The organism is Pseudomonas sp. DWP3-1-3b3 (genome assembly GCF_049896305.1).
GTDB classification, from domain to species: Bacteria; Pseudomonadota; Gammaproteobacteria; order Pseudomonadales; family Pseudomonadaceae; genus Aquipseudomonas; species Aquipseudomonas azotoformans_A.
The window spans coordinates 1-22,815 of the sequence record NZ_JAFCUA010000008.1; the positions used below are offsets into that span (position 1 = coordinate 1).

Below are 22,815 nucleotides of genomic sequence, written 5' to 3' on the forward strand. Positions count from 1 at the left end.
CTTGCTCGCGAAGGCGGCGTGTCAGCGATTACATCTCTGACTGATCCACCGCTTTCGCGAGCAAGCCCGCTCCCACAATTTAGATCTCAGATAGACATCAATCTGCTCTGGCTCTGGCTCTGTTTTTGATTTGATCTTAGGCGGCCCCCCAAATCCCTGTCGGATTACGGGCACACCGAGCCTAGGCGAGGTGCCGAGTGTTGGGGCAAGAGCCTTTTGGTTACTTTTGGGCTCTTTTCAAAAGTGACCCGCCGTAAGGGCGGAACCAATACCCGCCATTACCCAAATAACGGATATGCACTCAATCAAAACCCCACCCCCTGCAACGGCAACTCATAAGACTTCTTAACCGTCCGAACCACCAACGTAGAAGAATAAGTCCGAATCGGAATATCCCGATAAGTCTCCAAAAACCGATAGATATACTCGGTGTACTCCGCAGCATCCCGAAACTTCGCCACCATCACAAAATCAAACTCCCCCGTCATCAAATAACAGTCCTGAATCTCCGGGTGACTAGCGAGTATGTGCTGCATCCTGCGATCAATATCATTGCTATCCCTATCCAACTTGATCAGAAAAAACGCCGTCACCTGGATCCCCAGCTTGCGCTCATCCAAGACCGCCACTTTCGCCTTGATAATCCCCACGTTCTCCATCCGACGAATCCGCCGGTAACAACTGGTGGAAGACAGCCCCACACTGTCGCTCAACAACTCCAGGCTCTGGTCGCAATCCTTTTGCAACTTGCCCAGGATCTTCAAATCCATGGCGTCTGTCATCGGTTCCAAATCGTCCTTGAAAATTGCAATGAATCCGTCGCAATGACGGGCCAATTTGCACAAATCCTGCACAGTGGCTAGTTAACATCGATTCAGCTTAGCAGCCCGGCCAACACCTGGCCTTACGGCGGCATGAGAGGGATCTTATGATAGTCGCGAAACCGACATGGACCGCTGATATTCAAGGACTTTTCAGCGCACCCTACTGGATACCCGCCAGCCAGCGCGCCGCCGTTGCGGCCACTTGGATCGGCTGCATGAATGCCTACGATGTGTTCCTGGAAGACCCTGCGTCGGTCAAGACCTGGTCGCAAACCATCTACCAGCACCTTGCCTCGCGCAACATGCCGCTGACCACCGACCAACAGCAGTTCTGGCCCATCGATGCCCTGGAAACCTTCCGCCTGTGGGTCAACCAGGGTTGGCGGCTGGACAGCATCTCGCCCTTCGACATGGCCGAGCGCATCCCACCACCGGCGTTGCCGCAGCCGGTCAAACGCGTGCGCCAGGACATCCGCTCGCTCAGCCCTGAAGCGTTGAACCTGTACCGCGCCAAACTGGATGACGTGATGCGCATCAGCGACCCCGACAGCGGTTCGCCCTGGCAGCGTTACGCCTACATCCATACCAACTGGTGCCTGCATTACCAGGAAGCCTTCGCCCTGTGGCATCGCGCCTATCTGCTGTACCTCGAAGCGTTGATCGACTGTGCGATCCCTTACTGGGACTGGATGGCCGTCGACGCCAGCATCGACGGCAGTCCCCAGGCTGGCCTGCCCCAGGCGTTCCTTGACGAAACCTATGTGCACCCGCAGACCGGCGAAGTGCGGCGCAACCCGTTGCGGTATGCGGCGGCCAAGGACGGCTGTTCCAAGGTGTGCGCCACCGCGCCGGTCGGGGACGTGGATTGCCTGTATGTGCAGCGCAACCCGCTGTTCTATACCCAGGGTGAGGCCTTTCGTTTCGAGCGCACCCAACTGTATGGCATGAGCCGGATCTTCCAGCAGCAGGTGGTCGATGCGCTCACGTTCACCACATTTAGCCAGCCCCAAGGGGTGCCGGGTTACCCCTGGGCCAACATCACCAGCTTCGACCCACCGCAACCGAATGACCTGTACCCCAACCGCGCGCTGAATTTCGACGGGCTCTACGAGCAGCCCCACGACAACTATCACGGCTGGATCGGTGGTGACATGGCCGACAACGCCTACACCGCGTTCGACCCGGTGTTCTGCTCCTACCACGCCAATATCGACCGCATGCTGGAAGTCTGGATCCGCGCCAACCCGGCGGCGCAGTACACCACCCAATGCCTGTTGCAGCCCTTCGCTGGCCATCAGGCGGCCGAGGTGAGCTTCACCAGCGCCGACGCCTGGCGCTACACCACTCTGGGTGACATGGCCCAGGACAGCCGACACATCGGCTACGACTACGGCACCCCGGTGGCCCCGCAGTTCGGCGCAGCCAAGGCTGCGTGCTGCCATCAGCAAAAGGCTGCCACCACCGGCCCCTGGGTGGTGTTCGATCACGTGCGCTGCACCCACGACACTTACCTGATCGACATTTTCCTCAACCAACCGGACGCCACGGCGCAACACGCGAATACCGACAACCCGCATTACGTCGGACGCTTCAGCCGCATCGGCATGGGCCTGGTGGACGACAAGGGCCGCTGCATCACCCAGGGCGTCTGCCGCGCACTGAATGCCGCGCGCAACGCCCAGGCGCTGAGCCTTAAACCGAGCGATACAGCGCAGTTATCGCTGATCGTGACCCATCCCGATACTGGCCAGGTATTGACGCCCGATGCATACGCGCCCCTGCCTGGCTTTATCGCGCAACTGGTGTGGGACGACCCACGCCAAACCTCCGCCGGGCCCGCTCCGGGTACCGGTTGCTGCTCCACTTCCACCACCGCCAATGCTGGAGAACCGACATGAGCACGCCCTTCACCCAATTCACCTCCCCTGCCGAACAAGCCCCCAAGGACTACAACAAGCTAGGCCTGGAGAACGAGCTGTCCACCTTCGAAACGAACTGGAACAACAACGTCACCGGCTGGACCCAGATGTCGGTGATCGGTAACCCCTGGTCCAACCTCAACGACGCACCGCGCTCGGGCTACTACAACCCGATTGAAAGCGGCTACGGCACACAGACGCCAGTGACCATCACCTGGCAGCCCTTCCCCAACCGGCTGTGGACGTTCTTCTACAACAATGGCGCCGCCGTGGTCCCGCAACTGGGCGGCAAGGCCATGACCCTGGACCAGGTGATGCAGTTGACCGACCACGGCCAGATCACCCTCAACAACACCCTGTACTCGCTGTACCCGGACCCCAAGGCGACCCAACTGCAGATCCCCAGCGTGCTGTGCAAGTCCATCAACTGGAACGGCCCCTACGCCGACTTTTCACCCTCGGGCCCACGGGGCTGGCTGGATGAATACTGCGAGTGGTCGATCACCCGCGACCCCGACGGCAACATGCGCAGCATCATGTTCACCAGCGAGAACCCGGCGTATTTCCTGACCATGTGGAACATCGACCCGCAGGCCGTGCTGGGGCTGTACAAAGCCTATGTCGACCCACAAGTGAAGATCGAAGACCTGTACCTGCGCTACACCGCCAACGGCCCGACCGGCAACGCCGGCGACCCGGTGCTTGACCCCACCACCGGCCAGCCCGCCTACGACACCGTGAATAAATGGAATTCCGGCACGGTGCGCATTCCCGGCGTGTCGGGCGGCGCAATGCACCTGACCTCCGGCCCCAATACCTTGAGTGCCGAAATCTACCTGGCAGCGGCGGCGACTATCTTGCGCCCGCTCAACAGCAGCCGTAACCAGCAAAGCCTGATCTGCTGCGCCCAGTACGGGCAGAACTACCGCAACTCCGATCCGCATATCGGTTATTCCGCCAACCAGGAAGCCGTGAAAGCCCTGATTTCCTTGACCAACCCCATCGGCCTGTACCTGCAACAACCCAAGTCCTTCAGCACCTGGAAAGGCCCGCAAGGCCAGGACGTGAGCAGCTACTGGCGCATCACCCGTGGCACCGCCGGCACCGGGCCGAACAACTCCGACCAGATCCTGCAGGCGGTGTTCGAGGTGCCGGCCAGCGCGGGGTTCTCGATCAATGACATCACCATCAACGGCACGCCGATTGACTACGTGTGGGTGATCGCCAACGAGCTGAATGTGGCCTTGAGCGTCACCCCGGCACCGCTCAGCGGCACGCCCAAGGAGTGCGATTGCGTGGCGGCCAACAACACCGATGCGCAACCCTGGCCCGTGCAGTTGCTGCCGATTGACCTGTTCTACGGCCAATCCCCCAGCGACTTGCCGGCCAGCTTTGCGCCCGGCAGCTCAGGCCAGTTCGTGCTGGTGGTGCAAGGCGCCGACCCGAACACCACGGCGGCGGATGCACGGGTGCAGTTCTCCAACCCAGGCATCACGGCCCAGGTCACGCAGTTCCTGCCGGATGCTTCGGCGATTCCTGGGCAGACCGACAGCGGCGGCACCCAGGGCTACATCATGACCGTCACCGTCAGCAGCAACGCGGCGCCGGGGCTGGTCAGCGTGCGCGCGCTGAACCCCAGCGAAGCCGCCAACCCCAGCGCCACCCAGCACCCATGGGAAAGTGGCCTGGCGCTGGTGCCCGTCGCCTGAGTGCCTGCCGGCCGCCCATGCCTGGCGTGGGCGGCCGCCTCTTGAGTCTTGAGCAAGGAATGCGACCATGAACGGATGGCTTCGCCCGCTGCGCCGGGCACGCTTGAATGTGTTGTGCTGGATAACCTGCGCCCTTCTCCCTTTCGCACCCGCACCGGTCAGCGCGGCGTCAGATGCCCAGAGCTGCATCAGCCAACTGGTGTTCGACCCCACCAGCGGCGGCTTCCTGCCGGTGAACAACTTCGGCACCGAGCAGGACTTTCTCAACTGTTTCGGCTGGCAACTGTTCATCGCCATGAACTGGCCGGTCAACCCCGGCTGGCCCGCCAACCCGAGCCTGGCCGGTGAGCCGGACACGCAAAGCACCGCGGCCCAGTTCGGCGTGCCGCCCACGCCCGGCCAGCCCATGAGCAATGCCCCGGTGTGGGCCAGCTACAAGGATGCCAGCGAGATCTTCCTGCCCGGTGCGCCCAAGCCTTCCGGATGGGGCGTGGAAACCCGGGTGCCGTCCAATTGCACTGCCACCGGCAACCTCAAGGCGTTTTCCACGGGCGCGCGTAAATTCATTACGGCCACCTCCGAAAGCGCGATCAACCGCAAACACCGCTTCCACCTGTCCAGCGGCACCCAGGTGACCTTGCCGGATTCGATCATGGAAGCTTCCGGCGGCTGGCTCACGGACCAGTCGGGCAACCTGGTGTTTTTCGAGCGCAAAGTCGGCAAGGCCGAGTTTGATTACATCGTCGATAACGGGCTGTACGACGCCGCCAACCAACTGATCGTGGCGCAGAACAGCGACAACCGGCACCCGGCCGGCCTGTCACTGCCGGCCGGCAAACTGGTGCGCGAGCTGCCGGCCCAGGCGCTGCCCCAGGAAGAACTCGGCGCCCTGGAACTCAAGGCGGCCTGGCGCGTACTCACCAACAAACCCGAGCTGTACGGGCGTTACCTGACCACCGTCGCCTGGCTGCAACGCCCGGATACGCTGCAATGCACCCAGGAAGTGGTGGGCCTGGTGGGCCTGCACATCATCAACAAGACCCAGACCCAGCCGAACTTCATCTGGACCACCTTCGAGCAGGTCGACAACGTGCCCGACGGCGGCGCCACCCCGCCCGGCGGCTACAGCTTCAACAACCCGGCCTGCACCGGTGACGCGTGCACGCCCAACGTCGCACGGGTGCAGTGCGATGCCACCCACACACCGCCCAACTGCACACCCCTTGATCAGCCGGTGCAGGCCACGCGGGTCAATGCCACGCCTCAGGACATGCAAGCGCTGAACACGGCGGTGCAGCAGACTTTCGTGCAGAAGACCCAGGGCCAGTCGGTGTTCCAGTACTACAAACTGGTGAATGTGCTGTGGTCCAAGACGCCCAACGCGCCCAACGATCCAGGCCCTGGGCCCAACGTGAAGGTGCCGCTGTCCTATGGGCCGTTTGTCAGCGACCAGAGCGTCGTCGTCGCCAACACCACGATGGAAACCTATGTGCAGAGCGACAACTGCAACGACTGCCATCAGTACGCGACGATTGCCGGCGGGTCCAAACTGGCGTCGGATTTCTCGTTCCTGTTCGGCAATGCCGACTCCGCGAAGAACACGCGCCTGATCAAACGCATCGAGGCGTTCAAGACCCTCAAGGACAATCCGTAGCTGCCAGGCTCACTGCAGATAAAAAGGGGCTGCTTCGCAGCCCAACGCGGGGCAAGCCCGCTCACCACAGGTCCTTGCCAAAGTTTTACAGGCTGATCTGCTTGCGCTCCTCGTCCGTCAGCCGCGCCCGCGCTTGTTCACTCAGCGGCCCCGCGCCCAGTACCTGCACGGGGCTGTTGGGGTTGTAGCCGGAGGTTTTCTGCGCCGGTGCAGGCTCCTGTGGCAACGGCTCGCTGCCCAGGCTCAACACCTCAACCGTCATGATCGACGGCCGGCCCTGCTTGGCCGCTGCCTGTTGGCTGCGCGCCGCGTCTTCCGCCGCCTGGGACGCCGCTGCCCCGGCCGCGCTGGCCGAACTCATGGCGTTGGTGTTGACCGCCGCAGACACCGGCACCCCGGACGACTTGCCCTGAGTCTGGATGTTCGCCGCGTTCACCACACGCAAGGCGGCAATGTTGACGTTGCCCGACACACGAATGCCCGCCTCGCCCGCATCGATGGTGCCCAACGGCGCGATCAGGTCGATGTCCCCGGCTGGCACTTCCGGAATCGGGTTGAGCGTGGCAATCCCCGCACCCGTGCTCGGCACCGATGGCGACAGGCCCACATTGCCCCAGTTGTCGTAGACACGCTTGGGCGGCGTGTAGACCACGGTGGTCTTGGAGCCGCGCCCGGCGTTGATGTCGCCCTCGGCAGTCCAGCCCATGATCGAACCGCCAAAGGTGGTCATGATGCGGCTCTGGCCAAGCAGGATGCTGCCCAGGGAATACAGCTGGATGTCCCCCGCGCCCTGGGTGATCACTCCTGCTGTCGACGGCGGCGCCGTACCTTCGATGCCGAAGGTCTGGCTGCCGCCTGGGGTGAGCATCTGGATCGAGCCACCGAAGTTGGTGTGCACGCCCGCGCCGCCGAACATCGTGATGTCGCCTTTGTAGGTGACCGGGTTGCCGGCCACGTCCTTGTCCGGGAACAGCGCTGCAATCGCCGCGCGGCCACGCAGGTAACTGCCCTGGCGCACGCTGCCATCGGTGTTGTACTCACGGCCGGCGGCCTTGAGCTCGGCGAAGTACACGTCACGGGCGAACACCCGTTGTTGCTCGGCGGGAAGTGCCGCGTAGTAAATACGGGCCTGTTCGGTGTCTCCGGTAAAACCGAAGCGCTCGACCAGCCAGGCGAGCAACTCTCTCTCGTAGGTCTTGGCGACCTTGCTACCCTGGATCGACTCACCCGGCTGCGCCAGGTTGGCGGGGTTCAGGTAAGCCTCGACAAACCGGCGGTAGTCCGGCCCATTGGGGCCGACGCCGGCTTGCAGGACAATGCTTGCACCCGCTCGGTTGTCGCCGGCCGCCACGGCGCCCAGACTGTTCACACCCACTTGGTCATCCATCTGGATATTGCGCCCGGCCGTCAGCTCAAGGGTGCCGGGGCCCGCAACGTTGAAACTGCTGTAAAGGATGTCACGCCCGGCACTGGCAATGGAGATATCGGTTGCGCCGGTGTGCACGAACAGGTTGCCGGTGAACGTGTATTGACCGGTGCTCACGTCCCCCCCAAGGGCACCGTTCAAGCGGGTACCGCTGCTGACGATATCGCGCCCGGCGAGCATCCATACCGGGCCTGCACCTTCGTAGTAGGTCTGTCCGAATCGTGGGTCATTTGCCCCGTAAATCGTGAGCGCTCGCCCACTGTTGACCCCCAGCAGGTCACCGCGCAGTGCGTAGAAACGGGCCGGCTCCAAGGCGTCGCCCCACGCCATGCTGGCGGTGTCAGGGCCAAACGCGAACAGCGGATGAAGCCCCAGGCGTGCGATGTTGCCATCACTGGAAAGATTGCCACTGCCTGCGACCGGCAAACTGTTGATGAAGCCCAGGAAAGCAGGATGGTGGATCGTCGCCAGGCTTTGAGGGGCGGCGCTGGAACGGCTGATGGTCAAGTCGCCGCCGTAGATCGAATCGCCCGCCAGCAGTTCCAGTTGCCCGTTGGCCGACGGTGCCAGCACCAGCGCCTGCAGCGGCTGCGGTACATTCGGGTTACTCGTTGACGCACGCCCGTAGTACAAGCTGCCGCTGGCGGCGACCGCACGCAATGTGGCGGGGTAGACCGCCGCCATATCGGTTTCCAGCGTCTGGGTCAGTGGTGTGAGGTTTCCGCCGGAGGAGAACAGATCGACTGCCGTACGCTCGGTCCACAGGCTGAACCAGCTCTGCCCTACCCCGTTGACGCCTTCCTTTGCGTAGGCCAAGGCATTCATCTGCGGTGCACGGCCCGGATCGGCGACATCCTGGAGTACCAGGTCGCCCCGGGTCGCCAGGCTGAAGGTCGAATCCCCTGGCAGCAGGCTCAAGCCGCCGGCTGCCATGGCCGACGTGGAGCGCAGCGGGTCGTAGGCGCGCACTTCGCTGGGGCTCTGGTCCCTGAGCTGGTTGCCGTAACGCAAGGTCAGGCTGCCCAGGCTGCCGCCCGTCACCTGTACGTGGCCGCGCAGGTTCACCAACGAGCCATTGAGGTGATCGACAGTGAGCTGACTGGCGGGGTTCAGCGCACCGCCCACCCGCAGGTTCAAGTCGCCACCACCGGTCAGTTGCACGCTGCCATCGGCCGCGACCCGCCCGGTACCGCCGACCGCCAGAACCAGGCCTTGACTGCGGGGGCTGACGTTCTGGGCGGTTGACGACAGCGGGCTGATGATCCCCGCATTGCCCCCCACATCAACTGTGAGGTTGCCGCCGCCCAGGGTACCGAACCCGGTAAAACCGACCATTTGGTCCGAACGGACGTTGGCGACGTAAGAACCGAAATTGATCCACCAGGCGGTCGCTTGTGCCTGGCTGCCCCCGAGGTCATTGCCCTGTCGCCACAACCAATTGCCGACATTGGCTGAATCCTGCCCCAGGTCGACAGGCACAGGACGCGCCACGCCACTCTGCGCAGGGCTGGTGATATTGCCTGTCAGGTTGCCCCCCACTTTCACCAGCACATTACCGCCCGTGTCCGGGTACCAGGCGCGGTACAGGCTGCCGGTTTCACCGTTGACCCACTTTTCGTTACCGCCTGCGTTACCCAGGACCTTGCCATTGCTGCCCTTGGCGCGCTTGAGGTTATACGGGTCGCTAGCCGAGGTTGCAGTGGAGGAGCTGCCGGCGGTGTAGACACCGTACAACGACTCCATGCTCAGGTTGCCTGCTGCCAGCAAATCCAGATCCGCAGCGCCGGTGCGGATGACACTGAATCGCGTACTGCCGCCCGCCAGCAAGGTGTAGGCATCGCCTTCGGACGAGCAGTATTCCGGCATGTCGTCACAAATGCCGGGGTAGGCGAAACCATCATTCACATCGATGGGCTTGCCCACCATGCTGTTATCGCCATAGACATCCAAAGAGCCCTGCTCTGTCCAGACCAACGCACCCTGCCCGTACATCCCATAGTGACTGTCGGCCAACCGAAGGTTGCCCGTGACCGGATGCGGTTGCAGCAGGCGACTGTCCGCCGCGCCGGTGTCCGCGCCGGCCACCAGCCGAATCGACCACGCCTGCGAGCCTTCCTCCAGCATCGGCGCAATCGCCCAGTTCTTGCCCTGGCGCCCGGCGTCGGCGACACGCAGTTGTACCGAGTCTGCACCGCCCGGCAGCTTGACATCGGTACCCGACGGCAACAGCGCGCCACGGGGCAAGACTTGGCTGCCCGCCAGCTTGATGCTGGTGGCCAAAGGCACCCCCTTGGGCCAGATCAGCCCTTTGACGTTGGCCGAGCTGCCCAGCAAGGTGCCAGCGTCCAGTGTGCTGCCGGCGACGAGGGTCTGGCTCTGAGTCAGCAACGTGCCTGCGGCGAACAGCACATTGCCCGATGCATCCCGAACGGCGGCCGCCAATACCGTACCGGCAGGCAGCACCAAGGATTGGCTGAGCGTTGCCGCGACGGGCAACCGCGTGCCGGCAGGCAGGAACAGCGGCTGCGTCGACACATCGAAATTGAGCGTCACGCCGCCTGGAAACAGCGTGCCATCCGCCAGGGTCACGCCACTGCCCGGCACCACCACCGTGCCGCCGGTGTAGTCGATACCTGCACGCAGGACCCAGCCATTGTCATCGTCGGTTTCGGGCGGCGGCGCGAAGCCGTCGTTGATACTGCCGTAGATATTCAGGTCGCCACCGGCGCGCAAGGTCAGGCTGCCGGCCTCGGTGAGCTGGGTCGACTTGAGGCTGGCGTAGCGATAGCCGGACAGGTCCAGGTCGCCCTGTACCACCAGGTCGCCGTCGGGCGTCTTGCTGATGATCTCCACACCGGGCCGCAGGTGGAAAACATCGCCGTAGGTGGCGTTATTCAGGCCTGCCAGTTTGTTCTGCAGCAGGTTGGTATTGCCGAGCGCGGCATTGATGAACGTCGTGCTCAGTGCGTGCTTGCCGTCGAGGTAGGCTTGGTCGATCGCCTGGTACGGACGTCCGTTCGGGGTGGCATCGGTCTTGGTCGGGGCATCGTCGTAGGTGACCATGCCATTGAGCGCGATGGAGCGCGCACCGGTGATGGTCAGGCGCCCACTGGCATCGATGGCAATGTCATTGCTGCCCAGACGCGGCGCATTGAGCTCCAGGGTGCCGCGGCTGCGCCCGTCATTACCGGCCACTGCCCCCGTGCCATGGCGCAAGTCGATGCGCACGCCATCGGCCAGGGTCAACTGGCCCTGGCCTGAGCCGAGCACAACGGTGGCGCGGTTCGGCGCGTCGATGACCTTGCCATAACTGTCCACGCGCACTTGCGTGCCATGGGCATCGAGCACCGCCGTACCGTCCAGGACCAGGCCGTTCCTGGCGGCCAGGTTGATGCTGCCGACGCGTTCGCCGCTGGCGTCTACCAGGCCGGTAACGCGCAGGCTGCCATTGTCGACCGAAACGTTGACGCTGTTGGCCTTCACATCGCTGCCGATGACCAGATCGCCTTGCTTGAGCTGAAAGCTGCGCGAGCCATACACTTGGCCTTGATTGAGGCGTTGGTTGAGGGCGGCGAACTGTTCGTTCAATGTGCCGCTTGTGCCCAGCCGCTGAGCCTGGATCTCCACCGCGCCCGCCAGGTAAGGCACCCACGTACCGCCGGCATCGTAGTCGCCGCTGCTGCCGGCGACGATCCTGCCCGCCAGGTCGACGGTGCCCGCCGCGCCCTCTACGGCCACCGCCCGCAGCCGACCCGCCTGGTTGTGCTGCGCCGACAGGTCGATGGTCGAACCTGCCGCCTGCAGCACGTTGCCCGCACGGCTTTCCAGCAGGACCTCGCCGCCAGCGCTGTATTTAGTCAGGTCGTTGAACGCAATGGCCAGGCCGGCCACATCGATCAATGCCGCGTCAGTCAACACCACATCGCCACGAGCGCCCAGGGTGAGCTTGCCGCTGGGCAATACCACCGCGCTGGCCAGGCGGATGCTGTCGCCCTGCATAGACAACTCGCCGCCAATGCCTTTCGCCTCGCCCACCGGACCCGCCGAGGCGCTCACATCAATGGCGCCACCGGCAGTGATCCGGTTGACTGAGCCGGCTTCACCGGTCATCAACGGTGTGAGGATATTCAGGTTACCGCCACTGTAGGCAAAGCCCTTGACCGCGTCATACGCGCCCTGACGCTGGTACACCGAGAGGCTGCCCTTATGGTTGGCGGTGATGCGCTGGCTGGCGTTCAGGTTGACGTTGGCAAAGCCCAGGGCCAGGCGGTCCAAGGACTGGGTGGTGCTTGGCTGGGCAAAATCCCCATAACCGAACTCGATGCGCTCGGCATGGATATCCAGGCGCCCGCTGCCGCTGCCGGCACCGTCGGTCACTGCCGCCACAGGCGGTGTCGCGGCCCCCTGCCAGATCAGGTTGGCGGTGTGGATGGTGGCCACATCGTTGGCGCCGCCCGAACCATAAATGGCCGGCGTGGACAGCATCAGGTTGCTCAGCATCGACTTGCCGGTCGCCGAATCATAAGTGTCCAGGGTCGTGGTGCCATAGAAGTTGAAGCTGTCGCGTGCCGACAGCTGCAGGGTTTCCAGGGCCGGCGCGCCAAATTGAGTGTCACCCCGCAGCAGGCGCTCCAGGACTTGCTGGGTGAGGGTCATGCCCACCGGCAGGCGATTGCCGGCAGCGGCAGCAGCCAGGGCTTCGGGGCTACCGACGTTGATGCTGGATACGCCCAGGTTCAGGTGGCGGGTGCCATAACGCACCTGCGCACCCATCTGCAGGGTGCTGTCGGTCAAGGCCACGAGCGTGCCTTCGGAGTACAGAGCGGTCTGGCCGCTGCACGGCGCGCTGGTGCAAGCCCCCAGCTCGATCCCGCCGCTGGTCACACCCCCCATCGGCGTTGCTGCGACCACGTTGAGCAGGCCGTTGGACACCGCCAGCATATTGGGCATGTTGTAGACAAAGCCGTCACGTGCGTCATAACTGGCCTTGCCGCGACCAATGGTGTTGATCGAGGCCCCCTGTTCGACGGTTATCTTGCCGGTAGAAGACACCAGCAACACTTCCGGTGCCGCCAGGTTCGCGCCATCGCGCAGGTTGATGTTGCTCACCGCACCGTTGGCCAGGTTGATGTAATTGCCGCCCTGACCGTAGGTCACCACGGTCAGGCCACCGATCAACAGACGCGCCGCGCCGAGTGCGTTGAGGCTGTCGGCCTCGACGCTGATGCCGCTGAAACCCGTGGTCGCGCCCTTGCCTGCCGCGACGATCTCAATGTCCTTGCCCGTGCTCTTGTTGCCATTGGTCAACGCCACGGTGCCACCGTAGCCGCCATCAGCGGCCTCGAAGCGACCGATACCGTTGAACGAAAAGGCATTGGCACCCGCACCCGGGCTCAGGTTAAGTTGCAGGGTCTTGGCATCCACCGGCAACAACGCACGCGGCACCCCAAGCCGGGCTGCATCGGCCACGGCGAATTGCGCGTAACTGGTCTCGTTGTATTGGGAATAGCGGCGCAAGGTGTCGGCGGAGGTGAGGATCACCTGGCTCGCCGTACTGTTGCCGATGCCGGTATTGGCGATGGACAAGCGCCCCGCAGTCGACCATGAGCCGTTGCGCAGCAGCTGGGGCGAGCCCTCGCTGCCGAGCCCTGCCAAACCGTTGACTTCCAGGCGGAAGGCCCCCGGCATCAGGGCATATGTGGACGGCATCAAAGTGTAGGTGCCCGCTGTCAGCCCCGGCACACCGGCACCAATCGTGATTTGCTGGCCAATCAACGGGTCGCTCGCCCCGCCCTCCGGCCCCACCGGGGCATACCCTGGCTGCACGCCCGGCACGATCGCATAGACCGGGTTGGTGCCCAGCCCCGGCAACACAAAACCGCCGGTTGCCCCGAATTGCACCAAGGGGTTGTAGCGCGCATCGGTAGAACCGCCGCGCCCGGAAATAAACCCGGCCCCGAGCAGCTCGCCGCCGCCGGACAGGTCCACGATAGCGCCAGGCTGCACCGCCACCGATTCGCCACCCAGGACCATCCCGACATTCAAGCTGCCGTTCGCGTTGGGCAACGCCCCCTGCCCAAGGAATGTCACGGTCTTGCCGTTGTACTTGTAGACCTGGCCGTCCACCGTGCCGCCGTAGGGCAGCACCAGGCCCTTGCCACTCACCGATGTCAGGCTGCCGGGCAGCAGCTCGACACGGCTGGCTCCCAGGTTGCCGATTTCAATCAGGCCCAGGGGCGCACGTACCACCCCGCCCTGCTTGATCGTGGGGCCACCCAGTTGCAGACGGCCGAACGCCGAGTACGGCATGGCGGCATCAGCACTCCCCGTGCGTGCGATCGTCAAGGTGCGGGTCGGGTCGTACTTGAAGCCCGAGAAGGCATCGATAAAACCGGCCAGCACCCGTGCGCCGACTTCCGTTGCCGGGTACAACTGCGCGGCGCGCAGCGTCATATCGCCTTTGGTCATCAACTGAGTACTGATGCCCTGCGCGATCACATCCGCTCCGGCACCGGCCAGGAAGCGCAGGTCACCCTGGCTGCTCAACCGCACATCATCGAACCCACGGCGATCGATGCCCTGCTTGCTGGCATCGCTCAACGTCAGGTCACTCTTGTTGCCAAACAGCACGTTGCCGCGCACGTCGATCAGGTTGCCACTGGCCTGGAACAGCGCCTGGCTGGCACGTTGCGACATGTTGGACGCGAGCACCGGATGCAGGTACTGGTCCTTGCTGGGGTCCAGCGGCGCAAGGATGCCGGCCAGCAGCAGATAAGGCGCAGACAGGTTGATGCGAGCGTTGGCGGCGGCGTTTTCGGCAAGGCCCATGGCCCCGCTGTACAGGCGCAGGCTTTGCCCCATGTTCAGCGACACATCACCGTCGAAGCTCAACACGCCATTGCTGAGCAAGGCCAGGTTATCAAAGCCGCCGGTGGTGACCTGGTCCACACCGAGGCGGCCATGACCGTACTCGAGGGTATTCGGGAGGGGGCTGGCTTGATGGGACTGGCTGAGCACCAGTTCACGCACCTTGAGCACCGAGTCGGTGACCGCCGCCTTGAGGTAGTAAGGCGTTTCCAGTGCCAGCGACAAACTGCCGCCCGCCGCACCGGCACCGCCGGCGCGGGCGACAAAGCTGCCATCCAGATACAGGCCGTTGTTGGACGCAAAGCTGATGCTGCCGCCATTGCTGGCCACCTGCACCCGGCCCTGGCCCGGAATGTCGAGCATCGCCTGGGCACCGGAAGCGTCCAGCCGCGCGCCGTCGCGCACCACCACAAACAGGTCGCTGGTCTTGGCAATCCCGGTGGCCAGGTCAATTTCGCCGCCGAGGCTGATCCTGCCACCCTTGCTGACCTGGCCGTAGAGCCGACCGCGATTGTCCGCGGCACTGACCGCACGGGCTGCCACATCGATTACCGCGTGGTCGCCGACCCAGATAGAGCGGTTATGCCTGGCGGCATTGGCCACCTCGGAACCGACAGCGGTCAGGCCACCCAGACTGACGCTGCCGCCCCAGGCATTGAGCGTGCCGTTCAGGGTCAACTGACCGACGCTGCGCAGGTTGATGCTCTGGCCCGGGTCGACGTTGATCACTGCGCCCCGGCCCACTGTCAGGGCTGTGGTAGCCAGTTCGGCCGCCGTGGATTCCTGCCGGCCGGCAGTCAGGGTCAGGCTGGCGCCACGGCGCTGGGTCAGCATGCCTTTGGCAGCGTCTTCCTGATACAGCCCAGGGGTCCAGCGCTCCAATGCCGTGGCAGGATCGCCACCGGTTGGCGCAGCGGACGTCTGCTCGCCAAGGCGATACACCGGCGTGGTGACATCCACCTGGGTGCCGTCAGTGACCAGCAGGCCCTCGTTGCCGGTGATGTCATAGGCCGAGAAGCCCTTGTTGAAGAAGTCTTGCGCCAGTCGCACGGTGCCGGCGTCAGGCGCCCCGGCGCTGTTACCGATCTGTACCTTGCGGGCCTGCAACGCCAGGGTGCCGCCGCCATTGACACCATAACCACGAATCTCGCCCTCCAGCCCCAGGATGCCCAGTGCCCCCAAGGTCACGTCACCGCCCTTGCCGCCGATGAGCTTGCCATCCACACCGAGCGTGGCGCCGGAAGACGCATCCACCACGCTGCCTGACGCCAGGTTCAGGTTGCCGGTGCTGCGCAGCGATACCTTGCCGCCGTTCACATAGGCCACGCCTTCACGAAGGCTCGGGTCCAGTGCCAGATTGTTCCAGCGCCCGGCGGCGTCCAGCTTGACGCCTGTCGCCACATCGACCCGTCCGCTGCCCGCCAGGATCACATCGCCGACGGTGTTGCCCGAGTTGAGGTTGACCTGATTGAGGATGTTGCCCGCGTTGATACTGCCCCCCCGGGCGGTAAGATTGGCGTTGATACCGACCCCCGGCCCGAACAAGGTGATGTCGCCGCCGTCTGCCACCTTGAGCGCGCCATTCACCGTGATCTGCTGCTTGGCGCCCACCTTGATCGCACCCAACTGGTAACCGTTGAGCTGGTCGCTGTCGAGCACCATCTTGCCTTGGCGATCCGCCGGCAAGGCGGTGGTGAGGTCCAGGCCGTCGGCGATTTTCTGTGTCTTACTATCGATCAGCACCTGGTCGGCGGTGCCGCTGAGGGCATAGCGCAGGGTGCCGGTGGTCTTGTTGTAGATCGGAATGTACTGCCCGATGATCAACTGCGCCCGCCGGGCCATGGCCTTCTGGGATTGCTGGTAACCGTCGAGGTTGATGTTCGGCGCCTGGGTCTGGCGGTCGCCCTGGAACACATCGCTGATCACTTGCCCTTCCAGCACCGCGCTGGTGGTGCCGATGACCAGCTTGCCGGCGTCGCGGCCCACGGTGTAACCGGCCTCATAACGACGTTGCGGCGCAATCAGCGGGTTGTAGTAATACTCGGTCTGGCCCCAGCGTACGCTGTTGTCTTCATAGCCTTTGTATAACCCCGAATAAAGGATGTCGCCCGGCGCCTTGGACAGTTCATACAGCTGGCCATTGGGCCCCTTGAGCCAGGTCTGCTGGATATAACCGGCCTGCACATCCACAGTGCCGCCCGACAGGTTGATCTGCGCACCCTGCTGGGTCACCACATCCTTGCCGGTGAACGTCACGGTGCCGCCCTGGGCCATCCATTCGCCGACCGAGTGGCCCTGGGTGCCGAGGTAACCGCCCACTTCCAGCAGGCCGCCGGCGGTGTACCAGCGGTCCGTCGCATAGCCATTCGTGCCTGCCGGTACAAATACCAGCTCGCGCAGGTCCACCCACACATCGTTGTTGATCAGTTGCCCACCGTCACGGTTGACCGGCGCATCGCGCTGCTCGTTGCCCTGCACGTTGATCTTGATGTTGTTGGATTCCATCGACACCTTGACGCCGACCGCGCCCGACACATCGATCATCGCGCCATCGCGCACCAGGCTGCGCCCAGTCGCGCTGACCGCCACCTGGCCGCCGGTGGCCAGGGTGATCGAGCCTTTCTCGAAGTCAACCGTGCCGCCGCTGACGATCTCGATGCGTGACTGGTCAGTGCGGTCAGCCACGGCGCTGAGGTTATTGAACTGGCCCGTGATCAGGTTCGCGGGCGTGCCATCAAGCTTGATCAGGCCGTTATCCTTCTGGCCGTTGAGCGCGGTGCTGCCACTGCTGTCCAGCAGGATTGCGGTGGTGCTGCCCTCGCCCAGGGTCACGCTGCCGGTGGAATCGGTGGCGGAGTTGAGCAGGTGAATCGTGCCGCGTGTGTCCACCGAGGTGCTGGCCAGGGCCACGCCGTTTTGTTGCACCTGATGCCCGGTCAGGGTGATGTCGCCAGTAGAGGCCATGATCAAGCCGCTGTTGGTGACTTTGCCGGCGCTGCTGCCGGTATTGAGACGGGTCGCCACCTCGTTGCCGCGCGTGGTGGAGCGGTCGTTGCCGGTGGTGCCGACGCCCTTGCGAATGTAGAAGCTATCACCGGCGGCCAGGGTGGTCTGGCCCTTGGCGGTGATGACAGTACCGGCGTTCTCCACTTGGGTACCGAGCAGCAAGGCATAACCGCCGGCGTCGGTGGAGGTGGCCGGATTGTGGGTCTGGATCAATGCTCCGCGCTGCACCTCGACCTTGCCTGCCGCATCGGTGAAGGTCGGCTGGGTGCCGTTGGCATCGACGTAGAGGCCGTGCTGGGTGAACTGCGCGTCGGTGATGTTAGCGGCTGCGGCGACCAGGTTACGCACATTCACCTGGCTGGTGCCGCTGAACACCACGCCGTTGCGGTTCATGATCATCACCGTACCGGCGCCGTTGATCTGGCCCTGGATCTCACTGGGGCGCGCATTGGGATCGTTGACGCGGTTGAGCACCGCCCAACTGGCCTGCTGCTGGAAATCCACGGTGGTGTTGCGCCCGACGTTGAACGTCTCCCAGTTGAGGATCGCCTTGTCGGCGGTCTGCTCGATGGTCACCGTGGTCTTGCCGCCGGATTGACTCTGGGTCGGGTTCTTGGCGTTAGTCCAGCCCTGGGTCAGGCCGTTGTCCACCTGCAAGCCGCCCTTGCCCAGGCCATCGGGAACATTCGAGACCTGGCCGAACGCCGCCTGACGCCCCGCCGCTTGTGCGGCCTGCTGGGCCGCGATCGCCGCGACGCTGGTGTTCAAGGTGCTGATGGAGCGCGACAACTGCTGCTTGACCCGCGCCTGCTGGTTCAATGAGGGAATCCCCGGCACCTGGCCCGCGCCAGTGCGTGCCGCCGTGGCCGCCTGGGACGCGCCCTTGTCGGCAAACCAGCCGGAACTGAACGCTGTGGCCGCCTGGGCATTACCCGCCACCATCAACAGCGCAATGGCATGGGCCAACGGCTTGAGGCGCAGGACAGTCGCTTGGGCTTTCAGGTTTACCGGTGATTTGCAGCGGACCATCTGGAATCTTCCTTCTTTGTTTTAGCCCAGGGGCAAGACAAGCTCACGTATGAGGGTTAGGCGGTTGGCGAGGGGCGCGACTGAACTTCTGTCATGAAAAGTTCACATGGGGCTGTTAGTGCGGGGCAAAACGACACAAACGCAAAAATCAGCAACGGCACAGGCCGTTGCTGATCAGGTGTTGCCGGTCGGTGAACGCTTGGGTTACTGCGGACGACCGATGCCGTTGCAGACGTTGGTGTTGCCGATGCTCAGGGCATTGGAAGCGGTCAGGAAGCTACCGCGAATGGCGATTTTCCAGTTGTTTGGCAGTGGCACGAAAGCGTTGGCTTCGATCGCTGCGTCGTTGTTGGCAGACGAACCGTAGTGCTTGGTGAAGAAGTCACGCACTTGGGTGGTCTGGGTGGCATCGGCGTAGCACTGGCTGAAGATCACGTTGGTGAAGCCCAGGATCGGGTAGCCCGACGTTGGGTAAGGCACCACACCTGCGGTGTTGGCTTTGCCGAACACGGGAACCCAAGCGTCAGGGTTGCCACGGTCAGCGACAGCTGGCAATGGAACAGCGTTGATGGCAGCGGATACGTTGCTCGAAGCCGGCGATACACCCTGGACCGCCACACCGTTGACCACGTCCTTGCCCACGCGAGCGACTTTAGTTGCGTCATCCAGACCAGCCAGGGTCGGGGCGGCAAAGTCAGGGCTCATGTAGGTGATACCGCCGTCGGTACCGGCCAGGGTGGTCATCACGCCTTGGCTGCCAGTTGCGGAAACAGCACCGGTAGGCAAGCCATCGGTGTAGCTGGTGCCGAAGGTGGTGGTGACATTGAAGGTGCCGGTTTCAGCGCACTTGGCATTCAGGAAGCGCGTGAACAGCTCGGTGGTGCCACTGCTTTCGCTGCGGTAAACCACTTTGATGGCGCCACTGCGACCCGAACCTGTGATACCGCTCCAGTCGGTGATACGACCGGAGAACACACCGCACAGCTCGTTGACGCTCAGGTCAACGGCAGCAGTACCGCTTTTATTGAAAGGGATGGCAACCGAAGTACCCACCGATGGCACCTGGATCAGCTTGCCCCAGGTTGGTTGCTTGGCCGATACGTAGGTCGACAGTTCAGTGGCGCTCAGTTTGGAATCGCTGCCCGCCCAGTGCACGTTCACGTTGGAAACGCCAGTCTTCAACTTGGTGTAGTCGTTGGTCAAGAAAGCTGCCTTGCCATTGCCGCTGCCCACACCGATGTACGGGGCAAAACCTGCGGTCAACACGCCGGATGTCTGGTACAGCGCTTGTGGCAGAGTTGCGCCGCCGCCGTTGATGTCGGCCATTGCAGCCTGGGCCGAGCACAGTGCAGCGAGGGTCATGGATACCGCGAGAACGTTGCGCTTAAACATGAAGAATCTCCTTTCGTCGTGTTTGTACGTTTGGGGTAGATGGCTCTTGCATGACGCCATGGCTTCGGTCCCAAACCGTATTGCGGGGGTGGCTGGGGGTGAAAACCATGGAGAAAAAGTCGCAGTTTCCGATGACAGCTGTGGGAAAAAACCTCGGGAGGAACACCTTGATTTCTAAAAAGATTCTCGGGTGTTTTGGTCATGGTTTTGGGCGGTTTTGGCGCAGGTGACAGCGAGGTTTCAGCAACGGCCGAGGGCCCTGGGCTGGAGACAGCGCGGGCCGTGTGACGCGCAAGAAAGATGACGGAATGAGGAACCCGAGGTCGGTCGGGTGAGCTAGGTGACCAGTTGATTGATTTCAATGATCGGCAACAGCACCGCCATGACAATCACCAGCACCACGGCGCCCATCACCACGATCATCAACGGTTCCAGCAACGCAGTCATGCCCATGGCCCTTCGCTCAATATCCCGCGACAACGTCTGCGCCGCACGCTCCAGCATCGGTGGCAGCGAGCCGGTTTTCTCGCCGCTTGCGATCAGGTGGATCAGCACCGGCGGGAACACCTTCTCCACCGCCAACGCCGGGGCCAGGTTGACGCCCTCGCGCACCTTGGCAGTGGCGTCGTTGACGCACTGGCTCAGGCGATCATTGGACAGGGTCTGCCGCGCCGCTTCCAGAGCGCGCAACAACGGCACCCCGGCCCCGCCGAGAATCGCCAGGGTCGAGGCAAACCGCGCGGTGTTCAGGCCCAGCACAAAACGCCCGATCAGCGGCAACCCCAAGACGCGGCTATGCCAATTCAAGCGCGCCACCGGGTTACGCAAATACAAGCGCCAGCTCCAGAAGCCGCCAACGATCCCGGCAAAACACAGCCAGCCCCAGGCGCGGATAAAGTCACTGGCGTTGAGCATCGCCAGGGTCAAACCCGGCAAATCCTGACGCGCCTGGGAAAACGCACTGACCACCTGCGGCACCACGTAGCTCAGCAGGAAAATCACAATGCCGATGGACACCAGCCCCACCACGCCGGGGTAGATGAACGCGGTGAGGATCTTGCCGCGCAGGTTATTGCGTTCCTCGATATAGTCAGCCAGGCGCTCCATCACCTGGGCCAGGTCGCCGGACTCCTCGCCCGCCGCAATCAACGCGCGGTAGATCGACGGAAAATCCCGCGGCCGCGCCGCCAACGCATCCGCCAGGCGCATGCCACTGCGTACATCAGCGCGCACCGCGCTCAAGGTCTGGGCGATGTGTTTTTTCTCGGCCTGCTCCACCGTGGCACTCAAGGCGGCTTCCAACGGCAGGCTCGCGCCCAACAGGCTCGCGAGTTGCCGCGTGGCCCACGCCAGGTCGTTGTCCGACAGCTTGGCGGTGAACAGGTTGCTGCCGGCCGCCGTCTGCTGGCCGCCTTCGATCTGCACCAACAACGCCGTCAAACCCCGGCTGCGCAGGTTGGCAAAGGCCGCACTCTGGCTGTCGGCCTCCACATGCCCGGCCTCGACTTTGCCGCTGGCATCGGCGGCTTCATAACGATAGCGATTCATCAGGCGTCCCGTGTCACACGCAGGATTTCTTCGGGCGCGGTGGCGCCGCTGCGCACCCAACGCTCGCCGTCTTCACGCATGCTGAACATCCCGGCGCGGCGCGCGGCCAGGCGCAGGTCCTGCTCGTTGGGGCCCTGGTGGATCAGGCTGCGCACATCGTCATCGACGCAAAACAATTCATGGATACCGGTTCGGCCGCTGTAGCCGATCTGGTTGCACTGCGCACACCCGACCGGACGCCACGTGCCCGGCGCGGCCGGGTCTTCCTGCTTGCAGTGCGGGCACAGGCGACGCACCAGACGCTGGGCCAATACACCGAGCAACGACGAGGCCAACAGGAACGGTTCGACGCCCATATCGATCAGCCGGTTGACCGCCGACACCGCATCGTTGGTGTGCAAGGTCGCCAGCACCAGGTGGCCAGTGAGCGAGGCCTGTACGGCGATTTGCGCGGTCTCCAGGTCACGGATTTCACCAATCATGATGATGTCAGGGTCTTGGCGAAGGATCGCCCGCAGGGCCAGGCCGAAGGTCATGTCGATCTTGGCGTTGACCTGGATCTGGCTGATGCCCGGCAGGTCGTATTCCACCGGGTCTTCCACGGTGAGGATGTTGCTGGTGCTCGCATCCAGCCGCGCCAGGGCGGCGTACAGGCTGGTGGTCTTGCCGCTGCCGGTGGGGCCGGTCACCAGCACGATGCCGTGGGGTTGGCGGATCAGCGTATCCAGGCGTGCCAGCAATTGCGGTTCCATGCCCAGGGTTTCCAGCTGCAGGCGCCCGGCTTGTTTGTCCAGCAGGCGCATGACGACGCGTTCGCCATGGCCGGTGGGCACCGTGGACACGCGAATGTCGATGGGCCGCCCGGCTACGCGCAGGGCGATACGGCCGTCCTGGGGCAGGCGTTTTTCGGCGATATCGAGTTGGGCCATGATCTTGATCCGTGAGACCAGCGCGCCATGTAGGGCCTTGCGCGGCGAGACCACGTCACGCAGGGTGCCGTCGACGCGGTAGCGCACGACGGAGTGGGTTTCGTAGGGCTCGATGTGGATGTCGCTGGCTTCGTCGCGGGCGGCTTGGGTGAGTAAGGCGTTGATCATGCGGATGACGGGGGCGCCGTCCTGGGTGTCGAGCAGGTCGGTGATTTCGGGCATGTCTTGCATGAGGCGGTCGAGGTCGACTTCGTTTTCGGCGGCGCCCACTACGGCGGCGGCGCTGCCGGTGTCGGCGTAGGCGCTGGTGAGCAGGCCGTCGAGTTCGTCGTCGCGCACGTGTTCGATGTGGCATTGGCCGAATTGGCGGTGGACTTCGCTGATGGACCAGCCGGGGGTTGAGGGGCACACGGTTAGCAGGTGGCCGGCTTCGGTGGGGCGTAGGAGGATGCGTTGGGATTTGGCCCAAGCGTAGGGCAATAGGCTCATGAGTTTTGCCCTGGTTGTGGGTG

At 63.6% G+C, this 22,815-nt stretch carries 8 protein-coding genes; 3 read left to right on the forward strand and 5 right to left on the reverse strand.

The genetic code is table 11. The features are described 5' to 3' along the window. Positions 1-305 precede the first annotated feature (305 nt). The gene (locus tag ACP7BX_RS22495; RefSeq protein ID WP_177113479.1) at positions 306-770 is read right to left on the reverse strand and encodes an Lrp/AsnC family transcriptional regulator; all 465 of its coding nucleotides are present in this window, start codon (positions 768-770) and stop codon (positions 306-308) included. Positions 771-928: 158 nt separating this feature from the next. Here ACP7BX_RS22495 and ACP7BX_RS22500 point away from each other — a divergent pair, with 158 nt between their 5' ends. The 3 genes from ACP7BX_RS22500 to ACP7BX_RS22510 all read left to right on the forward strand — a co-directional run bounded on the left by ACP7BX_RS22500 (position 929) and on the right by ACP7BX_RS22510 (position 6,106). After that, positions 929-2,722 (forward strand): tyrosinase family protein, encoded by a 1,794-nt coding sequence (locus ACP7BX_RS22500; RefSeq protein ID WP_426127839.1) that lies wholly within the window; start codon positions 929-931, stop codon positions 2,720-2,722. Further along, positions 2,719-4,452, forward strand: coding sequence for a hypothetical protein (locus ACP7BX_RS22505; protein ID WP_426127837.1), 1,734 nt, complete (start codon positions 2,719-2,721; stop codon positions 4,450-4,452). Before ACP7BX_RS22500 ends, ACP7BX_RS22505 begins: the two co-directional genes overlap by 4 nt. A gap of 67 nt (positions 4,453-4,519) precedes the next feature. Further along, the gene (locus tag ACP7BX_RS22510) at positions 4,520-6,106 is read left to right on the forward strand and encodes a hypothetical protein (RefSeq protein ID WP_426127835.1); all 1,587 of its coding nucleotides are present in this window, start codon (positions 4,520-4,522) and stop codon (positions 6,104-6,106) included. Between the two features lie 85 nt (positions 6,107-6,191). Here the strand turns inward: ACP7BX_RS22510 and ACP7BX_RS22515 are convergent, their stop codons facing one another. The 4 genes from ACP7BX_RS22515 to gspE form a co-directional block, all read right to left on the reverse strand. Next, positions 6,192-18,434 carry a filamentous haemagglutinin family protein gene (locus tag ACP7BX_RS22515; RefSeq protein WP_426127833.1) on the reverse strand — a complete coding sequence of 4,081 codons (12,243 nt, stop codon included), beginning with the start codon at positions 18,432-18,434 and terminating at the stop codon, positions 6,192-6,194. Positions 18,435-18,638: 204 nt separating this feature from the next. Beyond that, the gene (locus ACP7BX_RS22520) at positions 18,639-19,826 is read right to left on the reverse strand and encodes a substrate-binding domain-containing protein (protein ID WP_426127831.1); all 1,188 of its coding nucleotides are present in this window, start codon (positions 19,824-19,826) and stop codon (positions 18,639-18,641) included. A 336-nt stretch (positions 19,827-20,162) separates the two neighbouring features. Then, positions 20,163-21,374, reverse strand: coding sequence for a type II secretion system inner membrane protein GspF (gene gspF / locus ACP7BX_RS22525; protein WP_426127829.1), 1,212 nt, complete (start codon positions 21,372-21,374; stop codon positions 20,163-20,165). Beyond that, positions 21,374-22,792: a type II secretion system ATPase GspE gene (gene gspE / locus ACP7BX_RS22530; RefSeq protein ID WP_426127827.1), complete on the reverse strand. Its 1,419-nt coding sequence runs from the start codon at positions 22,790-22,792 to the stop codon at positions 21,374-21,376. Before gspE ends, gspF begins: the two co-directional genes overlap by 1 nt. Positions 22,793-22,815: the final 23 nt, after the last annotated feature.